The organism is Mesorhizobium sp. M0088, from assembly GCF_040322895.1.
Taxonomy (GTDB): Bacteria; Pseudomonadota; Alphaproteobacteria; order Rhizobiales; family Rhizobiaceae; genus Mesorhizobium.
Genome location: NZ_JAMYUI010000010.1, coordinates 118,590 through 142,268, shown reverse-complemented (window position 1 = coordinate 142,268; position 23,679 = coordinate 118,590). Strand labels below are relative to the sequence as shown.

The 23,679-nt window shown below is 63.7% G+C and carries 21 protein-coding genes; 17 read left to right on the top strand and 4 right to left on the bottom strand.

Going from position 1 to position 23,679, the window contains the following annotated elements; genetic code table 11:
* Positions 1 to 74: 74 nt before the first annotated feature.
* The 6 genes from NKJ67_RS14260 to NKJ67_RS14235 all read left to right on the top strand — a co-directional run bounded on the left by NKJ67_RS14260 (position 75) and on the right by NKJ67_RS14235 (position 5,698).
* Positions 75 to 1,196: a histone deacetylase-like amidohydrolase gene (locus tag NKJ67_RS14260; RefSeq protein ID WP_127267844.1), complete on the top strand. Its 1,122-nt coding sequence runs from the start codon at positions 75 to 77 to the stop codon at positions 1,194 to 1,196.
* Positions 1,141 to 2,058, top strand: a complete 918-nt coding sequence (gene urtB, locus NKJ67_RS14255; RefSeq protein ID WP_352581716.1) for an urea ABC transporter permease subunit UrtB — start codon at positions 1,141 to 1,143, stop codon at positions 2,056 to 2,058. Before NKJ67_RS14260 ends, urtB begins: the two co-directional genes overlap by 56 nt.
* Positions 2,055 to 3,041 carry a branched-chain amino acid ABC transporter permease gene (locus NKJ67_RS14250; protein ID WP_128307276.1) on the top strand — a complete coding sequence of 329 codons (987 nt, stop codon included), beginning with the start codon at positions 2,055 to 2,057 and terminating at the stop codon, positions 3,039 to 3,041. Before urtB ends, NKJ67_RS14250 begins: the two co-directional genes overlap by 4 nt.
* Entirely contained in the window at positions 3,038 to 3,742 is a 705-nt protein-coding gene (locus tag NKJ67_RS14245; protein ID WP_352581715.1) for an ATP-binding cassette domain-containing protein, read from the top strand. Before NKJ67_RS14250 ends, NKJ67_RS14245 begins: the two co-directional genes overlap by 4 nt.
* Before the next feature lie 2 nt (positions 3,743 to 3,744).
* The gene (locus NKJ67_RS14240) at positions 3,745 to 4,446 is read left to right on the top strand and encodes an ABC transporter ATP-binding protein (protein ID WP_352581714.1); all 702 of its coding nucleotides are present in this window, start codon (positions 3,745 to 3,747) and stop codon (positions 4,444 to 4,446) included.
* An 82-nt stretch (positions 4,447 to 4,528) separates the two neighbouring features.
* Positions 4,529 to 5,698 carry a substrate-binding protein gene (locus NKJ67_RS14235; RefSeq protein ID WP_127327020.1) on the top strand — a complete coding sequence of 390 codons (1,170 nt, stop codon included), beginning with the start codon at positions 4,529 to 4,531 and terminating at the stop codon, positions 5,696 to 5,698.
* Between the two features lie 43 nt (positions 5,699 to 5,741).
* Here the strand turns inward: NKJ67_RS14235 and NKJ67_RS14230 are convergent, their stop codons facing one another.
* Both NKJ67_RS14230 and NKJ67_RS14225 read right to left on the bottom strand, forming a co-directional pair.
* Positions 5,742 to 7,388, bottom strand: a complete 1,647-nt coding sequence (locus NKJ67_RS14230) for an acetolactate synthase large subunit (RefSeq protein WP_352581713.1) — start codon at positions 7,386 to 7,388, stop codon at positions 5,742 to 5,744.
* Between the two features lie 85 nt (positions 7,389 to 7,473).
* Positions 7,474 to 8,811 (bottom strand): aromatic ring-hydroxylating oxygenase subunit alpha, encoded by a 1,338-nt coding sequence (locus NKJ67_RS14225; protein ID WP_352581712.1) that lies wholly within the window; start codon positions 8,809 to 8,811, stop codon positions 7,474 to 7,476.
* Positions 8,812 to 8,939: 128 nt separating this feature from the next.
* On the opposite strand from NKJ67_RS14225, the gene NKJ67_RS14220 reads away from it, so the two are divergent.
* The gene (locus NKJ67_RS14220; RefSeq protein WP_352581711.1) at positions 8,940 to 9,833 is read left to right on the top strand and encodes a LysR family transcriptional regulator; all 894 of its coding nucleotides are present in this window, start codon (positions 8,940 to 8,942) and stop codon (positions 9,831 to 9,833) included.
* A gap of 4 nt (positions 9,834 to 9,837) precedes the next feature.
* Here NKJ67_RS14220 and NKJ67_RS14215 read toward each other — a convergent pair whose 3' ends face one another.
* The gene (locus NKJ67_RS14215; RefSeq protein WP_352581710.1) at positions 9,838 to 11,109 is read right to left on the bottom strand and encodes an NAD(P)/FAD-dependent oxidoreductase; all 1,272 of its coding nucleotides are present in this window, start codon (positions 11,107 to 11,109) and stop codon (positions 9,838 to 9,840) included.
* A 195-nt stretch (positions 11,110 to 11,304) separates the two neighbouring features.
* Between NKJ67_RS14215 and NKJ67_RS14210 the strand changes: the two genes are divergently transcribed.
* The 7 genes from NKJ67_RS14210 to NKJ67_RS14180 all read left to right on the top strand — a co-directional run bounded on the left by NKJ67_RS14210 (position 11,305) and on the right by NKJ67_RS14180 (position 20,066).
* A complete protein-coding gene (locus NKJ67_RS14210) occupies positions 11,305 to 12,297 on the top strand; it encodes a dipeptidase (protein ID WP_352581709.1) in 993 nt (330 codons plus the stop codon).
* A gap of 311 nt (positions 12,298 to 12,608) precedes the next feature.
* Entirely contained in the window at positions 12,609 to 14,168 is a 1,560-nt protein-coding gene (locus NKJ67_RS14205; protein ID WP_352581708.1) for an ABC transporter substrate-binding protein, read from the top strand.
* Positions 14,169 to 14,220: 52 nt separating this feature from the next.
* Positions 14,221 to 15,168: an ABC transporter permease gene (locus NKJ67_RS14200; RefSeq protein ID WP_352581707.1), complete on the top strand. Its 948-nt coding sequence runs from the start codon at positions 14,221 to 14,223 to the stop codon at positions 15,166 to 15,168.
* A gap of 28 nt (positions 15,169 to 15,196) precedes the next feature.
* Positions 15,197 to 16,036, top strand: a complete 840-nt coding sequence (locus NKJ67_RS14195) for an ABC transporter permease (protein WP_127395805.1) — start codon at positions 15,197 to 15,199, stop codon at positions 16,034 to 16,036.
* Positions 16,033 to 17,016, top strand: coding sequence for an ABC transporter ATP-binding protein (locus NKJ67_RS14190; RefSeq protein ID WP_352581706.1), 984 nt, complete (start codon positions 16,033 to 16,035; stop codon positions 17,014 to 17,016). Before NKJ67_RS14195 ends, NKJ67_RS14190 begins: the two co-directional genes overlap by 4 nt.
* On the top strand, positions 17,013 to 17,990 hold the full coding sequence (locus NKJ67_RS14185; protein WP_352581705.1) for an ABC transporter ATP-binding protein: 978 nt from the start codon (positions 17,013 to 17,015) through the stop codon (positions 17,988 to 17,990). The genes NKJ67_RS14190 and NKJ67_RS14185 overlap by 4 nt, the downstream gene beginning before the upstream one ends.
* A gap of 48 nt (positions 17,991 to 18,038) precedes the next feature.
* Entirely contained in the window at positions 18,039 to 20,066 is a 2,028-nt protein-coding gene (locus tag NKJ67_RS14180) for a CocE/NonD family hydrolase (protein ID WP_352581704.1), read from the top strand.
* Between the two features lie 20 nt (positions 20,067 to 20,086).
* On the opposite strand, the gene NKJ67_RS14175 is transcribed toward NKJ67_RS14180, so the two are convergent.
* Positions 20,087 to 20,989: a LysR family transcriptional regulator gene (locus NKJ67_RS14175; protein ID WP_352581703.1), complete on the bottom strand. Its 903-nt coding sequence runs from the start codon at positions 20,987 to 20,989 to the stop codon at positions 20,087 to 20,089.
* A 102-nt stretch (positions 20,990 to 21,091) separates the two neighbouring features.
* Here NKJ67_RS14175 and NKJ67_RS14170 point away from each other — a divergent pair, with 102 nt between their 5' ends.
* From NKJ67_RS14170 to NKJ67_RS14160, 3 genes are all read left to right on the top strand, one after another.
* A complete protein-coding gene (locus tag NKJ67_RS14170; RefSeq protein WP_352581702.1) occupies positions 21,092 to 22,081 on the top strand; it encodes a zinc-dependent alcohol dehydrogenase family protein in 990 nt (329 codons plus the stop codon).
* Between the two features lie 233 nt (positions 22,082 to 22,314).
* Positions 22,315 to 22,617 (top strand): TFIIB-type zinc ribbon-containing protein, encoded by a 303-nt coding sequence (locus NKJ67_RS14165; protein ID WP_127397117.1) that lies wholly within the window; start codon positions 22,315 to 22,317, stop codon positions 22,615 to 22,617.
* A gap of 68 nt (positions 22,618 to 22,685) precedes the next feature.
* On the top strand, positions 22,686 to 23,672 hold the full coding sequence (locus tag NKJ67_RS14160; protein ID WP_128362995.1) for a Tim44 domain-containing protein: 987 nt from the start codon (positions 22,686 to 22,688) through the stop codon (positions 23,670 to 23,672).
* The last annotated feature ends 7 nt before the right edge of the window (positions 23,673 to 23,679 follow it).

Here is a 23,679-nt window from a genome sequence, read left to right as displayed (position 1 = left end):
ACAGCCCCTCTTTCGGGTCGGGCCACATAATCGTTAGCCTGCTAGCGTCACCTGGTTTTCAGAGGACGCTGCGGATGGCGACAGGCTACGTTTTTCACGAACAGCTGATGTGGCACGACACCGGCCCCAGCGCCGACATGATGCCGCCCGGCCGTTTCGTGGAACCCGGCCGCCATCTGGAATCGCCCGGCTCGAAGCGCCGGCTGAACAACCTCATCCAGGTCAGTGGCCTGTCGCGTCATCTGGTGCCGATCATCCCAGAGCCGGTCTCGATCGAGGACCTGCTGCGCGTGCACACGCAACGCCATGTCGACGATATCCGCATGCTGAGCGAGCGTGGCTCCGGTTTCGCCGGACCACAGGCGCCGATCGGTCTCAACAGCTTCGACATCGCGCTGCTGTCTGCCGGCACCACCTATGCCGCCATGCGCGCGGTGCTGACCGGCCGCGTCGACAATGCCTATGCGTTGGCGCGGCCGCCGGGGCATCATGCCGAACCCGACCAGGCGATGGGCAACTGCCTGTTCTCCAACATCGGCGTTGCTGTCCGCCGGCTGCAGCATGAAGGTTTGCTCGGGCGCGCGGCGATAGTCGACTGGGATGTGCACCACGGCAACGGCACCGAGACCGTGTTCTATTCCGACCCGTCGGTGCTGACCATTTCCGTGCATCAGGACAATCTCTACCCGACCGGGCGCGGTGCGCTGGCCGACAACGGGAAAGATGCCGGCAAAGGCTACAACATGAACATACCTCTGCCGGGGGGCAGCGGCACCGGCGCCTATGAAGCGGCTTTCGACCGCGTCATCGCACCTGCGCTGCGCGCCTACCGACCGGACCTCGTCATCGTCGCTTCCGGCTTCGATGCGTCAGGCTTTGATCCGCTCGGCCGCATGATGCTCAACAGCGAATGCTTCAGGCGGCTCGCCGCGCGCATGGTGGCGTTGGCCGCGGAAACATCGCAAGGACGCCTGATCATGACCCATGAGGGCGGCTACTCCGAAGGTTATGTGCCGTTCTGCGGCCATGCCGTCATCGAGACGCTGGCCAATCACCGTACCGAAGTGGTCGATCCGCTGTCGGACCATATCGACGAGTGGGCTGGGCAGGATCTGCAGCCACACCAGGCTGCTGCGATCGATGCCGCAGAGGGGCTGCTCGCCGGCCTGCGCCAACGTCTCGCAAGCGCGGCCTGACGCGATGGATTTTCTCATCACCACGCTGCTCAATGGTCTGACGCTGATCAGCATCCTGATGCTGGTCGGGCTCGGGCTGGCGATCAGCTTCGGGCTGATGAACGTGACCAATTTGGCGCATGGCGAGTTCGTCACCGTCGGCGCCTTCGCTGTCTATTTCGTCCAGAGCATAGGCGGCTCTTTCTGGCTGGGCCTGGCCGCCGCGCCCATCGCCGGCGCGGTGGTCGGCTGCATCCTCGAATTCGCCATCATCCGCCATCTCTATTCCAGGCCTGTCTCGACCGTGCTCGCCACCTGGGGCGTCAGCCTGATCCTGCAGCAAGGGCTGGAACTGACCTTCGGCCTCGGCGCCAAGCCGGTGACGCCGCCGATCGAGGGCACGCTCGATCTCGTCTTCACCGTCTATCCGGCCTACCGGCTGATCCTGATCGGCATCGCCATGCTGACCTTGCTCGGCGTCATCCTGCTGATCAGCCGGACGCCCTTCGGCCTCGATATCCGAACCGTCATCCAGAACCGCGAGATGGCCGAGGGCGTCGGCATCAACACGCGGCGTACCTACGCCATTGCCTTCACCTTCGGCGCGGCCATCGCCGGGCTTGCCGGCGGACTGGTCGCGCCACTGGCGATCGTGCTGCCGCAGATGGGGGTGAACTATCTCGCCAACGCCTTCTTCGTCGTCATCGTCGGTGGCGTCGGCTCGATTGGCGGCCTTGTCGCCGGCAGCGTCTTCGTCGGCGGGATGACCAGCATCCTCAATTATCAGATCTCGCCGTCGCTGGCGCAGGCGATCGTGCTGCTGGCTGCTATCGTCGCTGTCCGTCTGCGGCCCAACGGTCTGTTCAACGGAGCGTCGCGATGATCGCCCGTGATCGCAACTGGCTGCTGATCTTCGCCACCTGCGTGGCGCTCGCGATCATCTATCCGTTCTTTGCCGGCGGCTATCAGCTGACGGTGATCCGCGACGCGCTGATCTTCGGCTTGTTCGCGGCGAGCCTCGACTTCTTCTGGGGCCGCACCGGAATCCTGTGTTTCGGCCACGCCGCCTTTTTCGGCATCGGCGGCTACATCATGGCGCTGGTCACACTCAATGATGCCATCCCCTTTGGAAGCTTACTCGGCATCATGGGTGCGGTGGCGGGTGCGGCCTTCGTCGCCGCCATCATCGGCTACTTCCTGTTCTTCGGCGGCATCCGTGGCAGCTATTTCACCATCGTCACGCTGGCCATGGGCGTCATCTGCCAGCAGGCCGCGGTCTCCTGGAGCTCGGTTACCGGCGGCGACAGCGGCCTGATCGGCATCCCGCCGATCGAGTTCGATCTTGGCGGGCTGCACGTCGATCTCAGCCAGGATCTGCCCAGCTACATCTTCGTCTCGGCCATCGTCGCCATGACGGTGCTGGCGCTCTGGTCGATCAGCCGTGGCCGCTGGGGCACGGTGCTGACCGCCATTCAAGACAATGAAATCCGGGCGGCCGCGCTCGGCCACAATGCGCCGTTGCGGCTGCTTGTCACTTTCGTCCTGTCGGCGGCGATCGCCGGCCTTGCCGGCGCCCTCTATGTCTGCATGGCAGGGCTGGTGGCACCCGATCTGTCCGGGCTGCTTCTGTCGACGGAAGTTATCGTCTGGGTGGCGGTCGGCGGACGCGGCACGCTGCTTGGGCCAGTACTGGGCGCCATCTTTATTCAGCGCGCGCAGCAGACGATCAGCAGCTTCAACCCGAGCCTGTGGCCCCTTCTCCTCGGCTGTGTCTTCGTCATCATCGTCTTCGTCCTGCCGGATGGCATCCTGTCGATCTACGCGCGGCTGAAAGGCCTGTTCAAGGGCAGGAGGCGCGCGCAATGAGCGACATCCTGCTGCAGGCTGAAAATGTCGGTATCCGCTTTGGCGGACTGCAGGCGCTGGAGGCTCTGAACCTCACCGTACGAGACAAGGAGCTTTGCTGCATCATCGGGCCGAACGGCGCTGGCAAGAGCACTTTCCTCAACGTGCTGACCGGCACGCTGCGTCCGACCAGCGGCAGCGTGCGCTTCCTCGGCCACGACATTGCCGGACTTCCGCTGCATCGCATCGCCCGGCTCGGCATCGCCCGCAAATTCCAGATTCCCTCGGTCTTCCCGAACCTCTCGGTGGAGGACAATCTGAAGGTCGCGCGCTGGGGCGCGCCTTCGCCAGTGCGCCTGGTTGGTGAACTCTTGGAACTGGTCGCGCTCGGTAACCGTGCCGCCACGCTGGCCGGCGAGCTCGCGCATGGCCAGAAGCAATGGCTGGAGATCGGGATGGCGTTGGCGATAGAGCCGCGCCTGCTGTTGCTCGATGAACCCACTGCCGGCATGACGCCGCAGGAGACGCTGGCGACGGCGCAGATGCTGCTGCGCCTCAAGGGCGAGTTCTCGATCGTTGCCGTCGAGCACGACATCCGCTTCGTGCGGGCGCTGAACTGCGAGACGTTGGTGCTGCATCAGGGACGCCGGCTGCGCAGCGGTCCTTTCCACGACATCGAGACCGACGAGATGGTCCGCGACGTCTATCTGGGGAGGCGCTGAGCATGCTGCGGACACTTGCCGTCTCGGCCGGCTACGGCCTGCTCCCGGTGCTGAACGGCATCGACCTCAGTGTCGCGTCCGGCGAAGTCGTCGGCCTGCTTGGCCGCAACGGCGCCGGCAAGACGACGCTGCTGCGCGTCATCGCCGGCGGCTTGCGGGCGAGCGGAGGCGCGGTGGTTCTCGGTGATAAAGACCTCACGAACGCGCCAGCTTTCCGCCGCGCGCGGGCAGGCATCGCGCATGTGCCGCAGGGGCGCGGGATCTTCAACCAGCTGACGGTGCGGCAAAACCTGGAGGTCGGCACCCGCGCCGCCAAGGAGCGTGGCGATGGCGGCATTCCGGACGACATCTTCGGCTATTTTCCTATCCTGCGGGAGCGCGAAGCGCAGGTTGCCGGCACACTTTCGGGCGGCCAGCAGCAAATGCTGGCGATCGGTCGCGCGCTATGCGGCCTGCCATCGGTGCTGCTGCTCGACGAACCCTCGGAAGGCATCCAGCCGAACATCGTGCAGTCGATCGCCGAACTGGTGCCGCGCATCGCCCGCGAGCACGGCATCGCGATCATTCTTGTCGAGCAGAATCTCGATCTCGTTCTCAAGGCATCGGACCGCTGCCTGGTGATGGAGAAGGGCAGGATCGTCCACGAAGGTGCGCCTGAGACCTTCGCCGACGAGACCCTGCTGAAGGACCTGTTGGCCCTATAGAGCGCGCGTGAAGCGCGCCTGGGAACTTGTTGACTTGTAAGGCGTGCATGGGGCGCGCCTGGGACTGGAAGGGAACACAACAATGATAAGCAGAAGAACTGTCTTGAAATCCGGCGGCGCCGCGGCCGCCTTCGCCATCGTCGGCGCGCCGTCGATCCTGCGCGCCGCCGACACCGTCAAGGTCGGCCTGTCGATCCCGATCACCGGGCTGCAGGCGATTCTCGGCGAGACGCTGCTCAATTGCTACAAGCTGGCCGCCGCCGAACTCAACGCCGCCAACGGCATTGGCGGACGCCAGGTCGAGCTCATCATCGAGGACAACCAGACCACGACCAAGGGCTCCATCGACAAGGCGCGCAAGCTCATCAACGAAGACAAGGTCGACGTGATCATGGGCACGATCATTTCGCCCGAGCGCAGCGCCACGCTGTCGGTCACCTCGAAGGCCAAGAAGCTGTTCTTCTACCCGACCAATTTCGAAGGCGGCGAATGCAACCGCTACTTCGTCGCCACCGGCCCGATCCCGATGCAGCAGGTCGACCCAATGATGCCATGGGTGGCCGAGAACCTCGGCAAGACGATCTATGTCATGGCTTCGGACTATGCCTGGCCGCAGAAGATGACCGAGGCGATCACGGCGGCCTATGAGAAGGCCGGCGGCAAGATCATCGGCGCCGACTACTATCCGTTCGGCACCACCGATTTCGGCCCGGCCTTCCAGAAGATCAAGTCACTGAAGCCCGATGTCGTCTGGTCGATGGTGGTCGGCAACGACGCCGTCACCCAGCTCAAGCAGTATCGCAGCTTCGACATCAAGCAGCCGCTGATCGCCCCGCTCGACGAGGTCTTCAACAAGGACGCGCTGCCGCCCGGCGTGGCGGCCGGCACCTATGCACCGCAACCCTACTGGATGGCGCTGGACAACCCGGTCAACAAGAAGTTCATCTCGAGCTTCCGCGAGAAATTCGGTCAGGAGAAGATGGTCAACGGCATCGGCGAGGCCGGCTACAACGGCCTGCATCTCTATGCGCTGGCCGCCGAGAAGGCTGGATCGTTGAAGGACGATGATGTGCTGGCCGCGCTGCCGTCGATCGAGTTCGACGCACCGCAAGGCAAGATCCGTGTCGACGCCACCAACAACCACACGCTGTGCCATTCCTATGTAGGCAAGGCGGCGGCCGACGGCATCGGCTACGAGATCGCTAAGGACTTCGGCACCATCGAGCCGGTGACGCCTTACTGCAAGGTGTAGGGTCTTCCGCCCAAGCAATCCTGACGGCGGCTTGTCGCTGCCGTCAGGGCGTCTGCGGCGCTGGCAGCCGCTCGCGCAGTTCGTCGACAAGCACCCTGGTGTTTTCGGAATAGTCGATGGGCACGACGACGAGATGCACGCCGCCGCCGGTGAAGGCCTGTTCCAGCACCGGCCGCAAGTCGGTGATCTCCGCAACCCTGGTCCCCTTGGCGCCATAGGCCTCGGCATACTTGACGAAATCGGGATTGCCGAAGGTCATGCCGAAATCCGGGAACGCATCGACCGCCTGCTTCCAGCGGATCATGCCGTAGGCGTGGTCCTCGAGCAGCAGGACGACCAGGTTGAGCTTGAGCCTGACGGCGGTTTCCAGTTCCTGGCTGTTCATCATGAACCCGCCATCGCCACAGATGGCCATGACACGGCGCTGCGGATAGAGCAGTGCCGCCATCATCGCCGACGGCAAGCCCGCGCCCATGGTGGCCAGCGCATTGTCGAGCAGGATCGTGTTTGCCATGCGCGTCCGGTAGTTGCGCGCAAACCAGATCTTGTACATGCCGTTGTCGAGGGCGAGAATCCCGTCGGCCGGCATCACGGCGCGCACGTCGTGCACGATGCGCTGCGGCGTGAAGCGATCTTCGGTGGCGCGCGCGGCGATCCGGCTCAGAATGCCTTCGCGCAGCGGCAGCAGGACCTGCGCGTTGGGGATCTTGCCCTCGATGCGGTCGGCCAGCAGCGCCAGCGAAGGGCCGAGGTCGCCGACGATTTCGGCTTGCGGGAAATAGACCTGCTCGACATCGGCTGATTGGTAGCCGACATGAATGACCCTCGGCCCCTTCGCTCCCATGATGAAGGGCGGCTTCTCCACGGTGTCGTGACCGATGGTGATGATCAGATCGGCCTGCTCGATGGCCTCGTGCACGTAGTCGCGCTGCGAAAGGGCTGCCGTTCCTATATAGAGCTCCGTGCCGCCGGGCACGGTTCCCTTGCCCATCTGCGTGGTGAAATAGGGAATTTGCGTCCGCAGCACGAACTGCGCGACATCGGGGGTCACGCGCGGACGCGACGCCGCCGCGCCGAACATCAGCAGCGGGCGCCTGGCTTCCATGATCATAAGGGCGGCGCGATCAAGCGCACCCGGGCTGGCCAGCGGCAGTTCGACCGGGTGCGTCGGCACCAGTGCGATCGGCTCACACTCGGCCGCCGCAATGTCTTCCGGCAGTTCCAGATGTACGGGGCCGGGACGTTCTTCCTGGGCGACACGGAAAGCTTCGCGCACCAGCGAGGGGATCATCTTCGGCGAGACGATCTGGCGCGACAGCTTGGTCAGCGGCTTCATCGCCGCGACGATGTCGACGATCTGGAAGCGCGCCTGCCGGGATGACAGGATGCCCTTCTGGCCGGTGATCATGATCATCGGCATCGCGCCGAGCAGCGCATAGGCCGAACCGGTCGAAAGATTGAGCGCGCCTGGGCCAAGCGTGGTGATGCACACACCTGCCTTGCCGGTGAGCCTGCCATAGGTGGCGGCCATGAAAGCGGCTGCTTGCTCGTGGCGGGTCAGGATCAGCTGGATCGAGGAGCGGCGGATGGATTCGACGATATCGAGATTTTCTTCGCCGGGAATGCCGAAAATCCGTTCGACCCCTTCGTTCTCGAGGGCCGCGACGAACAAGTCCGAACCTTTGGTCATAAACTGTCTCTCCCGCAACATTCCGTCGGCCACCTTCATATGGCATCGGAATGCGACGCCTCAAAGAGGCATCTTCGGCCGCGGGTCAGAGGCGCGTGTTGCAGCTCGCCGCTTTCGGCGATGCGAAAAGTTCCTTCGGCGCGGACCACTGGCTGACGGTCGCGCCGCGCGTGCCGGTGATCAGCGAACGCAGTTCCGACAGATAGGTCTGCACGAAGAACGAGGTCTGGCTTTCCAGCGGCGTATAGGGGCCCGGCCGGTAGGCGCGCGACATGATGCCGTCGGCATTGTCTTCGGTGATCTTCTTGTCCTGCACCGTGGTGACGTCCCACATCCAACTGATCGCATCGGCGTCGACGTCGTTATCGGCATCCTTGTCGACGAGCCAGGTCAGGATGACGTCTGTTTCCATGGCGTTGCGCGGTATCATCTGGAACAGCGTGACATAATCATTGGCAGCACTTGCAAACGACAGGCGTCCGAGGCGAAAGCCGCTTTCGCCGCCATCATAGGCGTGACGACCACCCATCAGGCACGAGACCCCCTCGCCCGTATTGGACAGCGTGTTACGGCCGGAGCCGATCGGCTTGCGGTGCATGGCAAACGGCATCGTGTCGAGGTCGCCTGCTTGCCATGCGCCCTTGTGGAACTCGGCATCGCCGATGACGCTGTGCCAGGCCTCGATTTCGTTCTGCCACTCGACCGCCTTGTCGGCATCGCGGGTCGCGGTCACTTTGACATGGCCGTTGACGCGGTAATATTCGGGATGAGCCGGCCGGCAGTGATAGCATTCGAGAAAGTTCTCGAGCACCAGCTTCCAGTTCGCCTTGGTCAGATAATTCTTGCGGGCGACGATGCGTGCACGGTCGAGGCCGTTTTCGCGCAAGCCGCCCGTCAGCCCGTCCGCGACAGGCTGGATGTCGGGCAGCGAACTAGCATCGAGGCCGCAGAAGACGAGGCCGCCGAAACCCTTGCAGGGCACGCGGTGCAGTCCCAGCGCTTCCGGGTCGACGCTTGCTGGAAGGTCCTGCCGTGATTTCAGTTCGCCGGTCAGCCTGAACGACCAGGCATGATAGGGACAGACCAGAAGCTTGCCGCGACCATCTTTGGCGCAGAGCCGCGAGCCGCGATGGGTGCAGACATTGTAATAGGCCGCGATGTCGTCCTCGCCATCGCCGAAGCGCACGACGATGATCTCCTCGTCGAACAGCTGGCGCACGATGTAGCGGCCCTTTTCAGGCACCTCGCTGGAATGGGCGACAAGCATCCATTGGCGCGGAAACCACAAGTCCCGTTCCAGCGCGAAGATCGCCGGATCGGCATAGAAGGCCTGTTCCAGCGACCAGTCCGGACTTTGCCGGTCGATCAGCCTGACGGTCTCGCTTCTGTCGATAGGCTGGCCGTTCGATGTGGAGGCCTGCACGGCAAACACCTTTCTGCTCGCTGGCGTTAGAATGATTTTTCGATAGAGTGTGCGATGCGGAAAGGCCTGCGGCAAATACAGAAATAATAGACCTCCATATCGAAAAGGCATGAATGCAGGTTCGGATCGTGAAAACCCTCAAGACATCGCTTCCCCTGCTGAACGCCATGGTCGTCTTCGAGGCTGCCGCCAGGCATGGCGGGCTGACGCTGGCCGCGCAGGAGCTCAACATCGCACAATCGGCGGTCAGCAGGCATGTCGCCAACCTCGAGCGCCAGTTGTCGGTCGAGCTGTTCACGCGCAAAGGCAACCGCGTCGCCGTCACCGGGGCCGGCAACACGCTGGCCGAAGCGGTCCGCGAGGGTCTCGGCACCATCAGGCAAGCGGTCGAGGATTTGACCGCGCACGACAGCGATACATTCGTGGTCGGCTGCAGCCACGATTTCGCGCAGGCATGGTTGATGCCGCGCTTCGACCTCATCACCTCGCGGGTGGCCGGCGACCGGGTGCTTTTGCAGACATCCACCGATTACAGGGATTTCGACCAGCCCGAAGTGGCGCTGTCGATCCGTTTCGGCGAAGCCGGGCAATGGTCCGAATTCGTGGCCGACAAACTGCTCGACGGCGAATGGTTCCCGGTTTGCGCACCGGCGTTCCTGGCGCGTTACCCGGCGCTCGCCTCGGAGGACCCCGAGGGTTTCCTGGGGGTGCCGCTGCTGCACCAGGTGACGCCGCCGGGCGCGATCGACAGTTGGCAGTCATGGATCGGAACCGAGCGGAAGCTCGATGGGCCTCGGTTCACCAGCTACATGTCGATGATCCACGAAACCATCGCCGGGCGCGGCGCGGCACTCGCCTGGGCGGGATTTGCCGATGAGCATCTGCGCCGCGGCCAGCTCGTCCGGCTGACGAAAACCTCGCGTCGCCACGCCGGCTCCTTCCACATCGTCATGAGGAAGAATGCCGGCCCGGTGGTCAGGGCGGTGGCGCAGGCGCTGCTGGCCAGCGTCGGCGACAGCTAACAGATCAGGCCTCGCGACCAAACCGCGACGCTTCATGACGCGCGCCCCAGGCCGGCATGGCGGCCTCGATCTCGGCCTCCGACTTGAAGGCATCGGAGGCGTAGCGATCGACACGGAACCGCTCGGCGGAAACGAACGGGGTGTGCCCGAGGACCAGTTCGCAGGATAGCCGGCCAAGACCCGGTCCATGGGTGACGCCGCTCTCATTGTCGCCGCCGACGACCACGACATTGTCGCTGCCGGGCACCTTGCCGACGACAAGGCCGTTGTCGGGCGTGTAGCACGGCACGCCTTGCGCCCAGCTCGCGATCGTCGAACCGCGCAGCGGCGGGAACACAGTCTGCAACTCGGCAAGCTCCTGCTCGGAGGTCTCCCGCATCAGCTCGATATTGTGCGGCTGGCCAGGTTCGATCTCGTTGTCGTCGGTCTTGTAGAGAGGTTTGTAATGCCGGCCGGTTCCCCACATGACGGCGCCGAATGTTTCGCGCAGCCACAGCCGCAATTCGCGGCATTGGACCGTGGGAATGGTCGACGGCAGCCCACGATCGTCGGTGACGATGCGCGTTGCGACGACGCGCAGCAGCGGCAACTTCCAGCCGAGGCCTGATATGACCTGGTTGTTCCAGGCGCCGGCGGCAACGATCACGCCGTCAGCCTCAAGGCTGCCCTGATCGGTCTCGATGCTCACCCGGTCACCGGCATCATGGACGGCCGTTACGCGTGTGCCGCTGCGAAAAACACCGCCGAGCTCGCTGATCTGGCCGGTCAGTACCCCCATCGCCAGCGTGGTGTCGAGCTGGATGCCATGCGGATTATAGGCGGCCGAATGGACCCGCGCCGGATCAATGAGGCCCTGCATCTTCTGGCCAATCTGCGCGGCGTTCAAATCCTGCATTTCCGGTGGGGCATAGGGTGAGTCCAGCACCGGTCGGACGAAGCGTTCTCGCCCGTCCTCGGTCAGCGCCATGATCAAGGTGCCGTTCGGCCGATAACCGATCTCGACGCCGACCTCGTGCAGCCTGCGATAGAAATCGAGGCCATATTGCTGCAGCTGAAGGCCCTCTTCGCCAAGCGGGATCATGCCGGCGGACCAATGGGAGACGAAGCCAGCACCAGCGCTTGTGGTTGCGGCACCCGGCTGGCCGGCATCGATGACCGTCACCTGGCGCACGCCGGACCGCAGCAAATGGAAAGCCGCGCTGCAGCCGATAATGCCGCCGCCGATCACGGCGATATGCCTGCTATCGCTCCCGCCATGGCTTCCGTTTGAGCTCATCTTTGTTCTCCCTTTTGCCGATGGTTCGGTCGGAGCGACATGCAGCGACGGCGACCATACAGGCCCGTTCGGAGCTGTCTAGACACATGTGTCTGTGGCCTGATACTTGATGCGCACTGCATCTGGATCACACGTCCGGAACGCCGCTTGATCTGGCCTTCCGTTGTTGGTGTTGCCGAGAGAGCGAGGAAAAAAGTGAGCGTTTCGACTGCCGCCAAGGCCATTTTCGACAGTGAAATCATATGGGACGCGCATTCCGGCTTCATGCCGGATCCGGCTGCGGACCTGAACAATCTGCAGATCTGGCGCGACGCCGGCATCGACTATCTGTCAATCGATGTCGGCTTCGACCTGTTGCCCTGGGAGCAGACAGTGCGGACGCTCGCAAATTTCCGTCACTGGATCCTTGCCAATCCCGAGCACTACACGCTGGTCTCCTCCGTCGCGGAAATCCGCAAGGCCAAGCTCGAAGGAAAACTGGCGATCACCTTCGACATCGAGGGCATGAACGCGCTCGACGGCCGCATCGAGATGGTGGAGTTCTATCACCATCTGGGCGTGCGCCAGATCCTGTTCGCCTATAACAGGAACAACCTCGCCGGCGGCGGTTGCCACGATGTCGAGACCAGCCTGACGGCGTTCGGCCGCCAGGTCATCGACGAGATGAACCGACTCGGCATGTTCGTCGACGTCACCCACACCGGCTATCGCACCTCGATGGAGGTGATGGAGTACTCCAACCGCCCTGTTATTTTCTCGCACTCCAACGCCAAGGCCCTGTGCGGCCATGGCCGCAACATCACCGACGAGCAGATCAAGGCCTGCACGCGCACCGGCGGCATAGTCGCGATCGTAGGGCTCAATCGTTTCCTGGGAGAGGGACGCACGGACTCGGACAGGCTGGCTGACCACATCGAATATCTCGTTGACATGGCTGGCCCAGATCATGTCGGCATCGGGCTGGACTACGCCTTCCCCGTCGACGTCAAAGGCATCGACCGTATCATTTCCGACAATCCGCAATTCTGGCCCAAGAGCGAATATCCGGAAGGGGCGACGACCTACGCGGCTCCCGGCCAGATGCGCGAACTGACCGATGTGCTTCTGCGCCGCGGCCAGTCCGAGCAGACCGTGCGCAACGTCCTGGGCGGCAATTTCGTGCGCCTGGCGGCCGAAATCTGGAAGTGAAGGTAGCGGAGAGCGCGTCTCCGCTCCAACTCTTGATCCAGGCCCCACCGAATGGCGGGCCAGGCCGCACCGTGTGCGCGATCACATTTCGCGCTTAGCCGCTTGCCCATGCCGACGCAGCGGCGGGGTCGGATCGGATATCGAGATTTCGCGCAAGATCGTCCGTATCCAAGATTCGGACATGCCGGCAAAATTTTCGCTAGACATAGATGTCTATTATTAGCAGTTTTAGCTGACAGACACATTCGGCCCGGCTTGGAGAATGGCCAACGGCCGGAAACAAGACAACGAAAACAGCAGAGGGGTAGAGCATGTCCATTCTAGCCGACACCAGGGTTTCGCGCCGCAGCCTGCTCGCCGGAGCCGGCGCTTTCGGCCTCGCCTCAATGGTCAATCCAAAAGTTTCCTGGTCGAGCGACGGGCCGATCCTCAAGGTGCGATCCTACGCCGACATCCAGACGCTCGACCCTTGCTTCCGGCTGGCGGCGCCTGAAGGCGACATCACCAGCGTCATCTTCGCCGGCCTCGTCGTCACCACGCCGGGCGATAGCTGGGGCTGGCGACCGATGGCGGCGGAAACGATCAAGCAGCTCGACCCGCTGACCGTCGCCTTCCAGCTGCGCGACAATATCGGTTTCACAGACGGCTACGGCCAGATGACGGCGGAAGACGTCAAGTTTTCGATCGAACGCATCGCCGACCCCGCCAACAAAAGCCCCTATTCCGGCGACTGGGCAACGCTCAAGGAAGTCGAGGTCAAGGACAAGCTGTCGGGGCTGATCCACCTGAAGCAGGCCTTCGCGCCGCTGTGGACGTCGACCTTGCCGACGCCGTCCGGCACCATCCTGTCGAAGCGCGCCATAACCGAGCTCGGCGGCAAGATGGGCGTCAAGCCGGTGGCCCAGTCGGGCCCCTACATCCTGAAGGAATGGCTGCCCAAGCAGCGCACGGTGCTGGTGCGCAATCCCGACTGGAAGTACGAGCAAGGCGCCTTCGCGGAAATCCACATCCATCCGATCGAGGACGAGAAGACCGCCGAACTCGGCTATGAGGCGGGTGACCTCGACTACACCTGGACCGCGGTCTCCTCGATCTCGCGCCTGAAGCAGACGCCGCCGCCAAAAACGACCGTGGTGGAGAAGCCGTCGCTGGCCTTTGTCTGGCTTGGCATGAACCAGGATGTCGCGCCTTTCGACAATCCGAACATGCGCCGCGCGGTGCAGTACGCCGTGGATCGCAAGGCGGTGGTCGACGCCGCCTATTTCGGCGCCGCCGCCACCGCCACCGGCATCATCGCGCCCGGCCTGCCCGGCCACCGCGAGAAGAACCTCTTCGATTTCGATCCGGACCGCGCCCGCGACATGATCGCCAAGGAGGGGCTGGCCGGCACCACGATCACGCTCGACATCCTCAACAAGACCGAGCGGCTGACCGCGGCGCAGGTCGTGCAGTCGAACCTGCAGGATGTCGGTCTCACTGTGGAGATCAAGCAGAACGACAGCGGCACCTTCTGGACGCTTGGCGCCAAGGAAGGCGACTACTACAAGAAGCTGCAGATGATCATCAGCCGCTTCTCCATGCAGCCGGACCCGAGCTGGGCGACCGCTTGGTTCACGCGCGACCAGATCGGCGTCTGGAACTGGGAGCGTTTTTCCAGCGAGGAATTCGACAAGCTCAACGCTGAAGGCATGGTCGAACTCGATCCTGCAAAACGCGATGTCATCTACAAGAAGCTGCAGGACCTGATGGAGGAGAACGGCAATTACGTTTTCCTGACGCATGAGGTCACCGGCATCATGAATCGAGACACGCTTGTGGCCGGCCTGAAGCCGAACGGCGAACCCGTGTTCACCGACTTCAAACCGGTATGATATCGGCGGGCGGGGCTCGCCCCGGCCAAAGACCATCCGACAGGTACCGAAAATGATCCGCTACGCCCTCAAGCGTCTGTGGCTTGGCGCCATCATCATCAGCGTCGCCATGACGATGATGTTCGCCATGGTCTACCTCATTCCCGGAGACCCGGCCTCCGTCGCGCTGGGGCCACGCGCGACGCCGGAGATGAAGGAGGCGCTACGCGAGCGTATGGGCTTGGATCAACCTGTCTGGCGGCAATTCGTGAACTTCTACGGCTCTGCCTTGCATGGCGATCTCGGCACCGAGGTTCTGTCGAACCGGCCAGTTCTGGACGTGGTGATGGAACAGCTTCCGTTCACGCTGGCGCTGGTGGTCGGCGGCATCACGTGGTCGGTGGCGCTGGGCATCCCGCTTGGCTGCATCGCAGCGGTGCGGCGCGGCGGCTTTGTCGACCAGGTGATCGGGGTCCTGTCGGTGGCGATGATCGCCGTGCCATCCTTCGTCGTCGCCATCTATTCGCTGCTGGTGTTTGCGGTCGCCCTGCAATGGCTTCCGGCGATCGGCGCCGGCGAACCGGGCGACCTCGCCAGCCGGCTTCAGCACCTCATCCTGCCGTCTCTGGCGGTCGGCCTTGGCTGGATCGGCTATATCTCGCGCATGGTGCGGGCCTCGATGCTGGAGACGCTGGAGGCCAGCCATATCCGCACGGCGCGCGCCTTCGGCCTGACCGAGCACCGGATCGTCTACACCTATGCGCTGCGCATCGCCGTGCTGCCGACCATCACCTTGCTCGGCGTCGGCATCGGCCACATGCTGTCGTCTTCCGTCTTCGCCGAAATCGTCTTCGCCCGTCCCGGCATCGGCAAGCTGGTCTATGAGGCGATCTCGGTGCGCAACTATCCAATCGTCTCCGGAGCCGTGCTGGTTACCACGGTCTTCTTCGTCCTCGTCAACGTAGCGGCCGACTTCCTGGTCGGCCTATTGGATCCCCGTGTCAGATCAAGTTTCAACTGAGCTGCCATCCCGCAGCTTCCGTCTCGGCATGATATGGCGCACCGTGCGCCGCATCATGCGCGAACCGCTGGGCGCCATCGGCCTGACGCTGGTGACGGTGGTGGTGCTGTCGGCGGTGTTCGCCAGCGGCCTGACCAGCTATGCGCCGAGCAAGATATCGCCGGCCGAACGTTTCGCTTCGCCTAGCCTCCTGCATCTGCTCGGCACCGACCATCTCGGCCGCGATCTTCTCACCCGGGTGCTCTATGGCGGGCGCGTCGCGCTTTTGATCGCGCTGGGCGCGACAGCGGTGTCGCTGGTTGTCGGCGTCGTGCTGGGGCTGATCGCAGGCTATGGGCCGCGCTGGCTCGACAATGTGCTGCTGCTGATCTTCGACGCGGTGAAGAGCTTTCCCACCGTTATGCTGGCGCTGACGCTGGTCACCCTGTTCGGCCCCTCGCTCTACGCGGTGGTGCTGGTGGTGATGCTGGTCAATGTGCCGGGTTATGCCCGCATCATCAGAACCCAGACGCTGGTGCTCAAATCAGCCGAACATGTCATGGCGGCGCGCTCGATGGGCGCCAGTGCGGGCCGCATCCTGCGCGTCCACATCCTGCCCAACATCATCGGCCCGATCCTGATCTTGATATCGATGGACATTCCCGTGGTGGTGGCGATCGAGGCCGGCATGAGCTTCCTCGGGCTCGGCGTGCGGCCGCCGACGCCGAGCTGGGGCGCGATCCTCAATGACGGCTTCGCCAACATTCGCGATTCCTACTGGATCGTGATTGCCGGCGGCCTGCCGATCGTGCTGACGACACTCGGTTTCACCTTCTTCGGCGAGACGCTGCGCGACCTCTTCGATCCCCGGCTGAAGGGGCGCTCATGACGGTTCTCGAGGTCAAGAATCTGAGCGTCGCCTTCCACACCGAGAGTGGGCCACTGGAGGCGCTGAAGCAGGTGAGCTTTTCCGTGCCGGCCAACCGCAGCGTCGGCGTGGTCGGCGAATCCGGCTGCGGGAAATCGACGCTCATCAACGCCATTCTCGGCCTGCTCGCCGACAATGGTGAAATCACATCGGGCGAGATCATCTTCGAGGGCGACAAGGACCTTGCCCGGCTCGACCCCACCGCGATGCGCGGCTTGCGCGGCCTCAGGATCGCCACCGTGTTCCAGGACCCGATGGGTGCGCTCAACCCGGTGCTTTCGGTGGGGCGCCAGATGCGCGACATCCAGTATCGCTCGAACCTGTCGAAGCGGGACAAGGATGCGCGCTCGGCCGCAATGCTGCGCAAGGTTCGCATTCCCGATCCGGAAAGCCGGCTGACGCAGTTTCCGCACGAGTTCTCCGGCGGCATGAAGCAGCGCATCGCCATCGCCATGGCGCTGATGATGGAACCGGCGCTGCTGATCGCCGACGAGCCGACGACTGCGCTCGATGCGACGCTGGAGGTGGCCACTATCGAACTGCTCAAGGATCTGCAGCGCGACATCGGCTGCTCGGTGCTGTTCATCTCGCATCATCTGGGCGTGATTGCCGAACTCTGCGACGAGATGATCGTGATGTATGCCGGTGAGGTGGTGGAGAGCGGCACGACCCGCGAGATATTCCACGACGCCCGACATCCCTACACGCAGAAGCTGCTGGCCTGCGATCCGGCCCGGCTGTCGCAGCGGGTTGCCCGCCTGCCGACCATCGCCGGGACCTTGCCGGATCTGCGCCGCCGACCAAGCGGCTGCGTCTTCCAGCCGCGCTGCGATCGCGCCGACGCCCAATGCCTGACGACGCCTCCCAGCGCAATCCTCGGTGGGTCTCACATCGCCCACTGCTGGCATGCGGACATTCCCTTGGGAGCGATGAACGCATGAGCTCCGACGACCTGCTCCGCGTCAGCGATTTGCGAGTCTCGTTCCGGGTTGGCGGCCTGTCCGCCAGGCTCGCGGGGCGGGCCACCGAGATCGAAGCGGTGTCCGGTGTCAGCTTCACGCTCCAACGAGGCAGCACCTTCGCGCTGGTCGGCGAATCCGGCTCGGGCAAGACGACGCTGGCGCGCACGCTCAACGGTCTTCAGCCGGTGAAAGCGGGCACGATCCTGTTTGAAGGACAGGAACTGCAAGGCCTGTCCAACACCGCCATGAAACCGGTGCGGCGGCGCATGCCGATGATGTTCCAGGATCCGGTCGGATCGTTGTCGCCGCGGCTCAGCGTGCGGTCGCTGCTCTCGGAGCCTTTCGTCATCCACGGACTGTCGGATCGCGATCTCAACGCCGAAGTCACACGGCTTCTTGCGCTGGTCGGACTGCCGCGCGATTTCGCCGACCGCTACCCGCACCAGCTTTCCGGCGGCCAGGCGCGCCGCGTCGGTGTGGCGCGGGCGAATGCGCTGGACCCGGTGCTGGTCGTCGCCGACGAACCGACCGCCGGCCTCGACGTCTCCGTACAGGGAGAGGTGCTGAACCTGCTCAACGATCTGCGCGACCGCATGGGCCTGTCGATGCTGATCATCACCCACAATCTGCATGTCGTGCGCCAGATCGCCGACCGCATGGCGGTGATGTATCTCGGACGCTTCATCGAACAGGGCGAAACCGAAGCGATCTTCCGCGCGCCGCATCATCCCTATACGGCGGCCCTTCTCTCGGCCAATCCAGAGCCCGATCCCGACAGGGTGCATCAGCGCATCACGCTGCCGGCTGACGTTCCGTCCTTGTTGGCGCGCCCTTCAGGCTGCGAATTTCACACACGCTGTCCGCAGGCCCAGGGCCGCTGCGCGGTGGATGTCCCCGTCCCGGTCGCAGTTGGCGACAGCCGTCTGACCTGCCATTTCCCGCTGAACACATAAGGATCGCCACCGGCGCAAGTGTCGGCCGGGGCGTTGAGAGGAGCCGCCATGCAAGATATCCGCGTCGTCACCGATTTCCCGCGCAAAGTCCGCGAGATCGAGAATTTGTGGATTCCGATGCCGGACGGCGTCAAGCTGGCCGCACGCATCTGGTTGCCGGAAGACGCGGAGGCCGATCCGGTGCCGGCGATCCTCGAATATCTGCCATATCGCAAGCGTGACGGAACGGTGGAGCGCGATGCGCTGACGCATCCCTATTTCGCCGGTCACGGCTATGCCGGCGTGCGGGTCGATATGCGCGGCTCGGGCGACAGCGAGGGGCTGTGCAAGGGTGAGTATCTGAAGCAGGAGCAGGATGACTGCCTGGCGGTCATCGAATGGCTGGCCCGGCAATCCTGGTGCTCGGGTAGTGTCGGCATGATCGGCATCAGCTGGGGCGGCTTCAACGGGCTGCAGGTCGCCGCCCGCCGCCCGCCGGCGCTGAAAGCCGTCGTCTCGCTGTGCTCGACCGACGACCGCTATAATGATGACGTGCATTATCTCGGCGGCGCGATGATGTGCGACAATCTGATGTGGGGAACCACCGCTTGGGCCATCGCCATGACGCCACCGGATCCGCTTGTTGTCGGCGACCGCTGGCGCGAGCTTTGGGAGCAACGGCTGAACGGCAACGGCATCTGGATGCAGGACTGGTTCGAACACCAGCGCCGCGACGATTTCTACAAGCACGGTTCAATCTGCGAGGATTATGCCGATGTCGGGATCCCGGTCTATGCCGTCGGCGGCTGGGCCGACGGCTATCCCAATCCGATCTTCCGGATGCTGGAAAAGCTGAGCGGTCCTCGCAAGGGCCTGATCGGACCCTGGGGCCACAAATATCCGCACTTCGCCATGCCCGGCCCGCGTATCGGCTTCCTGCAGGAGTGCCTGCGCTGGTGGGATCAATATCTCAAGGGCATCGACACCGGCATTGCCGACGAGCCGATGCTGCGCGCCTGGATCCAGGATCCCGCACGGCCGGCGGCGATCTATGACGAGCGGCCCGGCCGCTGGGTGGCGGAACCGGCGTGGCCGGGACCCGGCGTCGGCGAAAAGGTGCTGCACCTTGCGCCGCATGTGCTGAGCGAAGCCAAGGGCGAAAACGCGGTTCTGGAGATTTCATCGCCGCAGACGGCCGGCCTGTCGTCCGGCGCCTGGTGCGGTTATGGCGTCATGCCGACCTTGCCGGTCGACCAGCGGACGGAGGAAGGCAATGCCCTGATCTTCGAGACGGTGCCGTTGACCGAGGCGATCGAGATCCTTGGCTTCCCCGAATTCGAAGTTAAACTCTCCTCCGACAAGCCCGTCGCCCTTCTGTCCGCCACGCTGTCGCAGGTATTTCCTGAAGGTGCCGCCTCGCGTATCAGCTACGGTATTCTCAATCTGAGCCATCGCAACGATGATCTGGACATCGCACCCATGGTGCCGGGCCAGGCGGAGACCGTCCGCGTCAAGCTGCGCTGCTGCGGGCAGCGTTTCGAGGTCGGCGAGCGTATCCGGCTGGCGCTGGCGACATCGCATTGGCCGATCGTCTTCCCGACGGCCGAGCAGGCGACGTTGTCGATCCATTGCGGCGACAGCCGGCTGATCCTGCCGGTGCGCGCGCAGCAGAAGCTGGACGACACACTGGGGGTTTTCCTGACTCCGGAAAGCGCCGCGCCGATGGAGCAAGAGGTGCTGGCCAAGGGCGACGGCTTCCAGCGTTCGGTGTCGACGGACCAGGTCACCGGCGAGACCGTCTATCAGGTCGCCAATGATGGCGGCACGGTGCGGCATCCACATACGGGAATGGTGCTCTCGGCGAGGCATGTCGACCGGTTCATCATCCACCCCGACAATCCGAACTCGGCGGTCGGCACCTGCACCTGGGACAAGTCCTATGGTCGCGGCGACTGGCAGGTGCGGCTTTCAGTGAAGGCGACGGTAAGGGCGCTGCGAAAGGTCTGGCGGATCGAGACCCACATCACCGCCCATGATGGCGATGAGCTGATCGTCGACCGCAGCGAGGTCAAGGAGTATCCGCGCGATCTCAACTGAGAGCGATTGCGACGTTGCGGTTAGGCCATCGACTTCGGCAAGGCAGCCGCCAGCGCATCGACGGCCAGCCGCACCTTCAGCGGCAGATGCGGTGTCTGCAGCCAAAGGGCGTAGCAGTCGTAGAGATATCGCGGCTGATCCGGCAACAGCGCCAGCAGAACGCCGGCTTCAATGCGCTCGCGCACCAGCCACCAGGGCAACCAGGCAAGGCCCATGCCGTCGGCAGCCGCGTCAGCGATGGCATCGAGATCGTCGAGCCGCAGACGGCCGGTTGGTGTGATCTCGAGCGCGGGTTGCCCCCCTTGCGCAAACAGCCACGGCTGAACGACCTGACCAAGCCGGCGATAGACAATTGCCTGATGATCGGCGAGATCCTCGATCTGTCGCGGTTCGCCATGAATTCTGAGATAGGAAGGTGCGGCGCAGACGACCATGTCCTGGCGCGCGACGCGGCGTGCGATCACCCCCGCCTTGTCGCCCAGAGCACCGGTCCGAATGGCGAGATCGTAGCCATCCTCGGCAAGATCGGCGAAGCGATCGCTGAGAGATAGATCGAGTTCCAGCATCGGATATTGCCGGGCGAGTTTCAGCAGCACGGGCGTCACGCAGTGGCGACCGAAATGCGCCGGCATGGTGACGCGCAGTTTTCCGCGTGGCTCCGAAAACTGGTCGGCGGCGAGCGCATCTGCGGCGTCGGCCTCGGCCAGCACCACCCGACAGCGTTCATAGTAAGCGCGGCCGAAATCGGTCAGGTTCTGCCGGCGTGTGGTCCGGTTGAGCAGGCGAACGCCAAGCCGTTCTTCGAGAGACCGGACATGCTTGCCAACCATCGGTCCCGAGACGTCCAGGGCGACCGCTGCTGCCGCGAACGAGCCGAGATCGACGGCCTTGACGAACACAGCCATGCTTTCGAGCCGATCCATATTCGGAACTCCTGGTTTCTACTGTTCTTCTCGTGCAGCCATTTATCCCTGGGCAGCCTAGCTGCATAGCTCATTCGGTCCAGTTGATTTGGAGTATCCCGAATGACACGTGTGGTTCGCTTTCACCAGCATGGCGGCCCTGAGGTTCTGCGCATCGAGGATGCCGAGCTTCCCCCACCGGGCCCGGGCGAAGTTCAAATCCGCGTCAAGGCGCTCGGCCTCAACCGCGCCGACGCGCTGCTGCGCGCGGGTTCCTATATCGAGACGCCGAAGCTGCCCTCGGGGCTTGGTCTCGAAGCGGCGGGTGTCATCGAGGCTATAGGTGAGGGCGTGAAGGAATTCGCGCCGGGCGACGGCGTCAGTGTCATCCCGCCGCAATCGATGATCCGCTGGCCGGCCTATGGCGAGCTTGCCACTTATCCCGCGGAACTTATCGTCAAGCACCCGCCGTCGCTCGACTGGCAAACGGCAGCGGCGGTCTGGATGCAGTACCTCACCGCCTATGGCGCGCTGATCGATATCGCCGGGCTGCACAGCGGAGACCACGTGGTGATCACCGCGGCGTCGAGCAGTGTCGGGCTTGCCGCGGTCCAGATCGCCAACAGTGTGGGCGCGACGACGATTGCGGTGACGCGAACATCGGCGAAGATGCGGGCGCTGCTCGAGGCCGGTGCGGCCGAAGTCGTGGCCTCGACGGAGGAAGATCTGGCGGCGCGGTTGAACCAGATCGCCGGGCCGCGAGGCGTGCGCGTCGTGTTCGATGCGGTCGGCGGCCCGATCTTCGAGCCGCTGACGGCGGCCATGTCGCATAGCGGCATCCTCATCGAATATGGCGGACTGAGCCACGCGCCGACACCGTTTCCGCTATTCGCCGTGCTGGCCAAGACACTGACGCTGCGCGGCTACCTCGTCCACGAGATCACCGGCAACCCGGCGAAACTGGAGGCCGCCAAGGCTTTCATCCTCGCAGGACTCGAGACCGGGACTCTAAAGCCGATCATCGATAGGACCTTCGCGTTCGACCAAATCGTCGAGGCACATCGCCACCTGGAGTCGAACGAGCAGTTCGGCAAGATCGTGGTGACGATCTGAAATCGTGGTGACGATTTGAAATCGTGGTCACGGTCTGAGCGAGATGGCGAACAAATCACTCTTGCGGGCAATATCGCCCCTTGAAGGCGCGGCGCTGCATTCCTAATTGTCCCCTGCGGGCCGGGCCCCTCTGACTGTCGCTTTTGGCGACTGTGATGTCGGACCGCTGTAACGGGCCCGTTTTCATCCTTTTCGGTCGAGCGGGTTCCTTCTTTTTTGGTTTGGAGCGCCGTATGACATCTACTTCTCTCCTTGGCATGACTTGCCCCTCCTGCCGCGTTGCGCTCGTGATGAGCGAACGCCAGGGTATCGAAATCGACTATTGTCCGCAGTGCCGCGGCGTCTGGCTTGATCGGGGAGAACTCGACAAGATCATCGAGCGTTCCGGCAGGGAAGCGGCGCCGGCGCCGCAGCCACAGCCGGCAGCATTCTCGCAGCCGCAACACGGCCAGGGCCGCGACGACGATTATTCCCGCTCCCACGGCCACCGCTATCCAAAGCGGAAGAAATCATTTTTCGAAGAGTTGTTCGATTGACCGTATAACGCCGGCACCCGGCGACGGCTGAAAATTTCCGAAACCGCAGAGACAAAGGTTCATCTCCGATGACTTCCCGTACAAGCCGATTTGCAGCCCTCTTTGCAGGACTGTTCCTGGCGTTTTCGATGGTCGCGATAGACCATGCCGAGGCGCGCCGCGGCGGCAGTTTCGGCAGTCGTGGCATGCGCACGTTCCAATCGGCACCGCCGACCAGGACCGCACCGGCCCCGACCGCTCCAGTCGAGCGTTCGATGACGCCCAACACCGGTGTGAACAACGCGGCCCGGCAGCCGCAGGCAGGCCCGCAGAGGCCCGGCTTCATGAGCGGTTTCGGTGGAACGATGATGCGGGGCCTGCTGCTCGGCGGCCTGATCGGCCTGCTCGTCGGCCAAGGCTTCGGCGGCCTGGCCGGCATGTTCGGTTTCCTGCTTCAGGCCCTGCTCATCGGTGGCGCGATCATGCTGGCTATCCGCTTCTTCCGCTCGCAATCGGCGCGTGGTCCTGCGCCAGCGCTCGCCGGTGCCGGCAATGCCCAGGCTTCGAGATTTGAGAACCGCGCAACGGCAGGGCAGCAGACTGCAGGCTCCTTCACAATTCCCGGCTTTGGCGGTGGTTCGGGCGGAAGCTCTCCGGCCATCGGTTCTGATGAGATCACGCTGGCTCAGACCGACCTCGACGCATTCCAGCAGCTGTTGACCGATGTCCAGGAAGCATTCGGGCGCGAAGACCATGCCGCTCTGCGCCGGGCTGTTACCCCCGAAATGGTATCCTATCTGTCGGAAGAGCTGGCCGACAATGCCCAGAAAGGTCTCAGGAACGAGGTAACGGACATCACGTTGCTGCAGGCCGACGTCGCTGAAAGCTGGCGTGAGGATGACCGCGACTACGCCACGGCCGCATTGCGCTACGAGTCTCGTGACGTCACGCGCGAACGGGCCAGCGGCAAGGTCGTCGCGGGCGACGATGATCATCCGACAGAGACGACCGAGCTGTGGACATTCGTGCGTGAGAATGGCTCGAACTGGAAGCTCTCGGCAATACAACAGGCTTGAGCCCAGG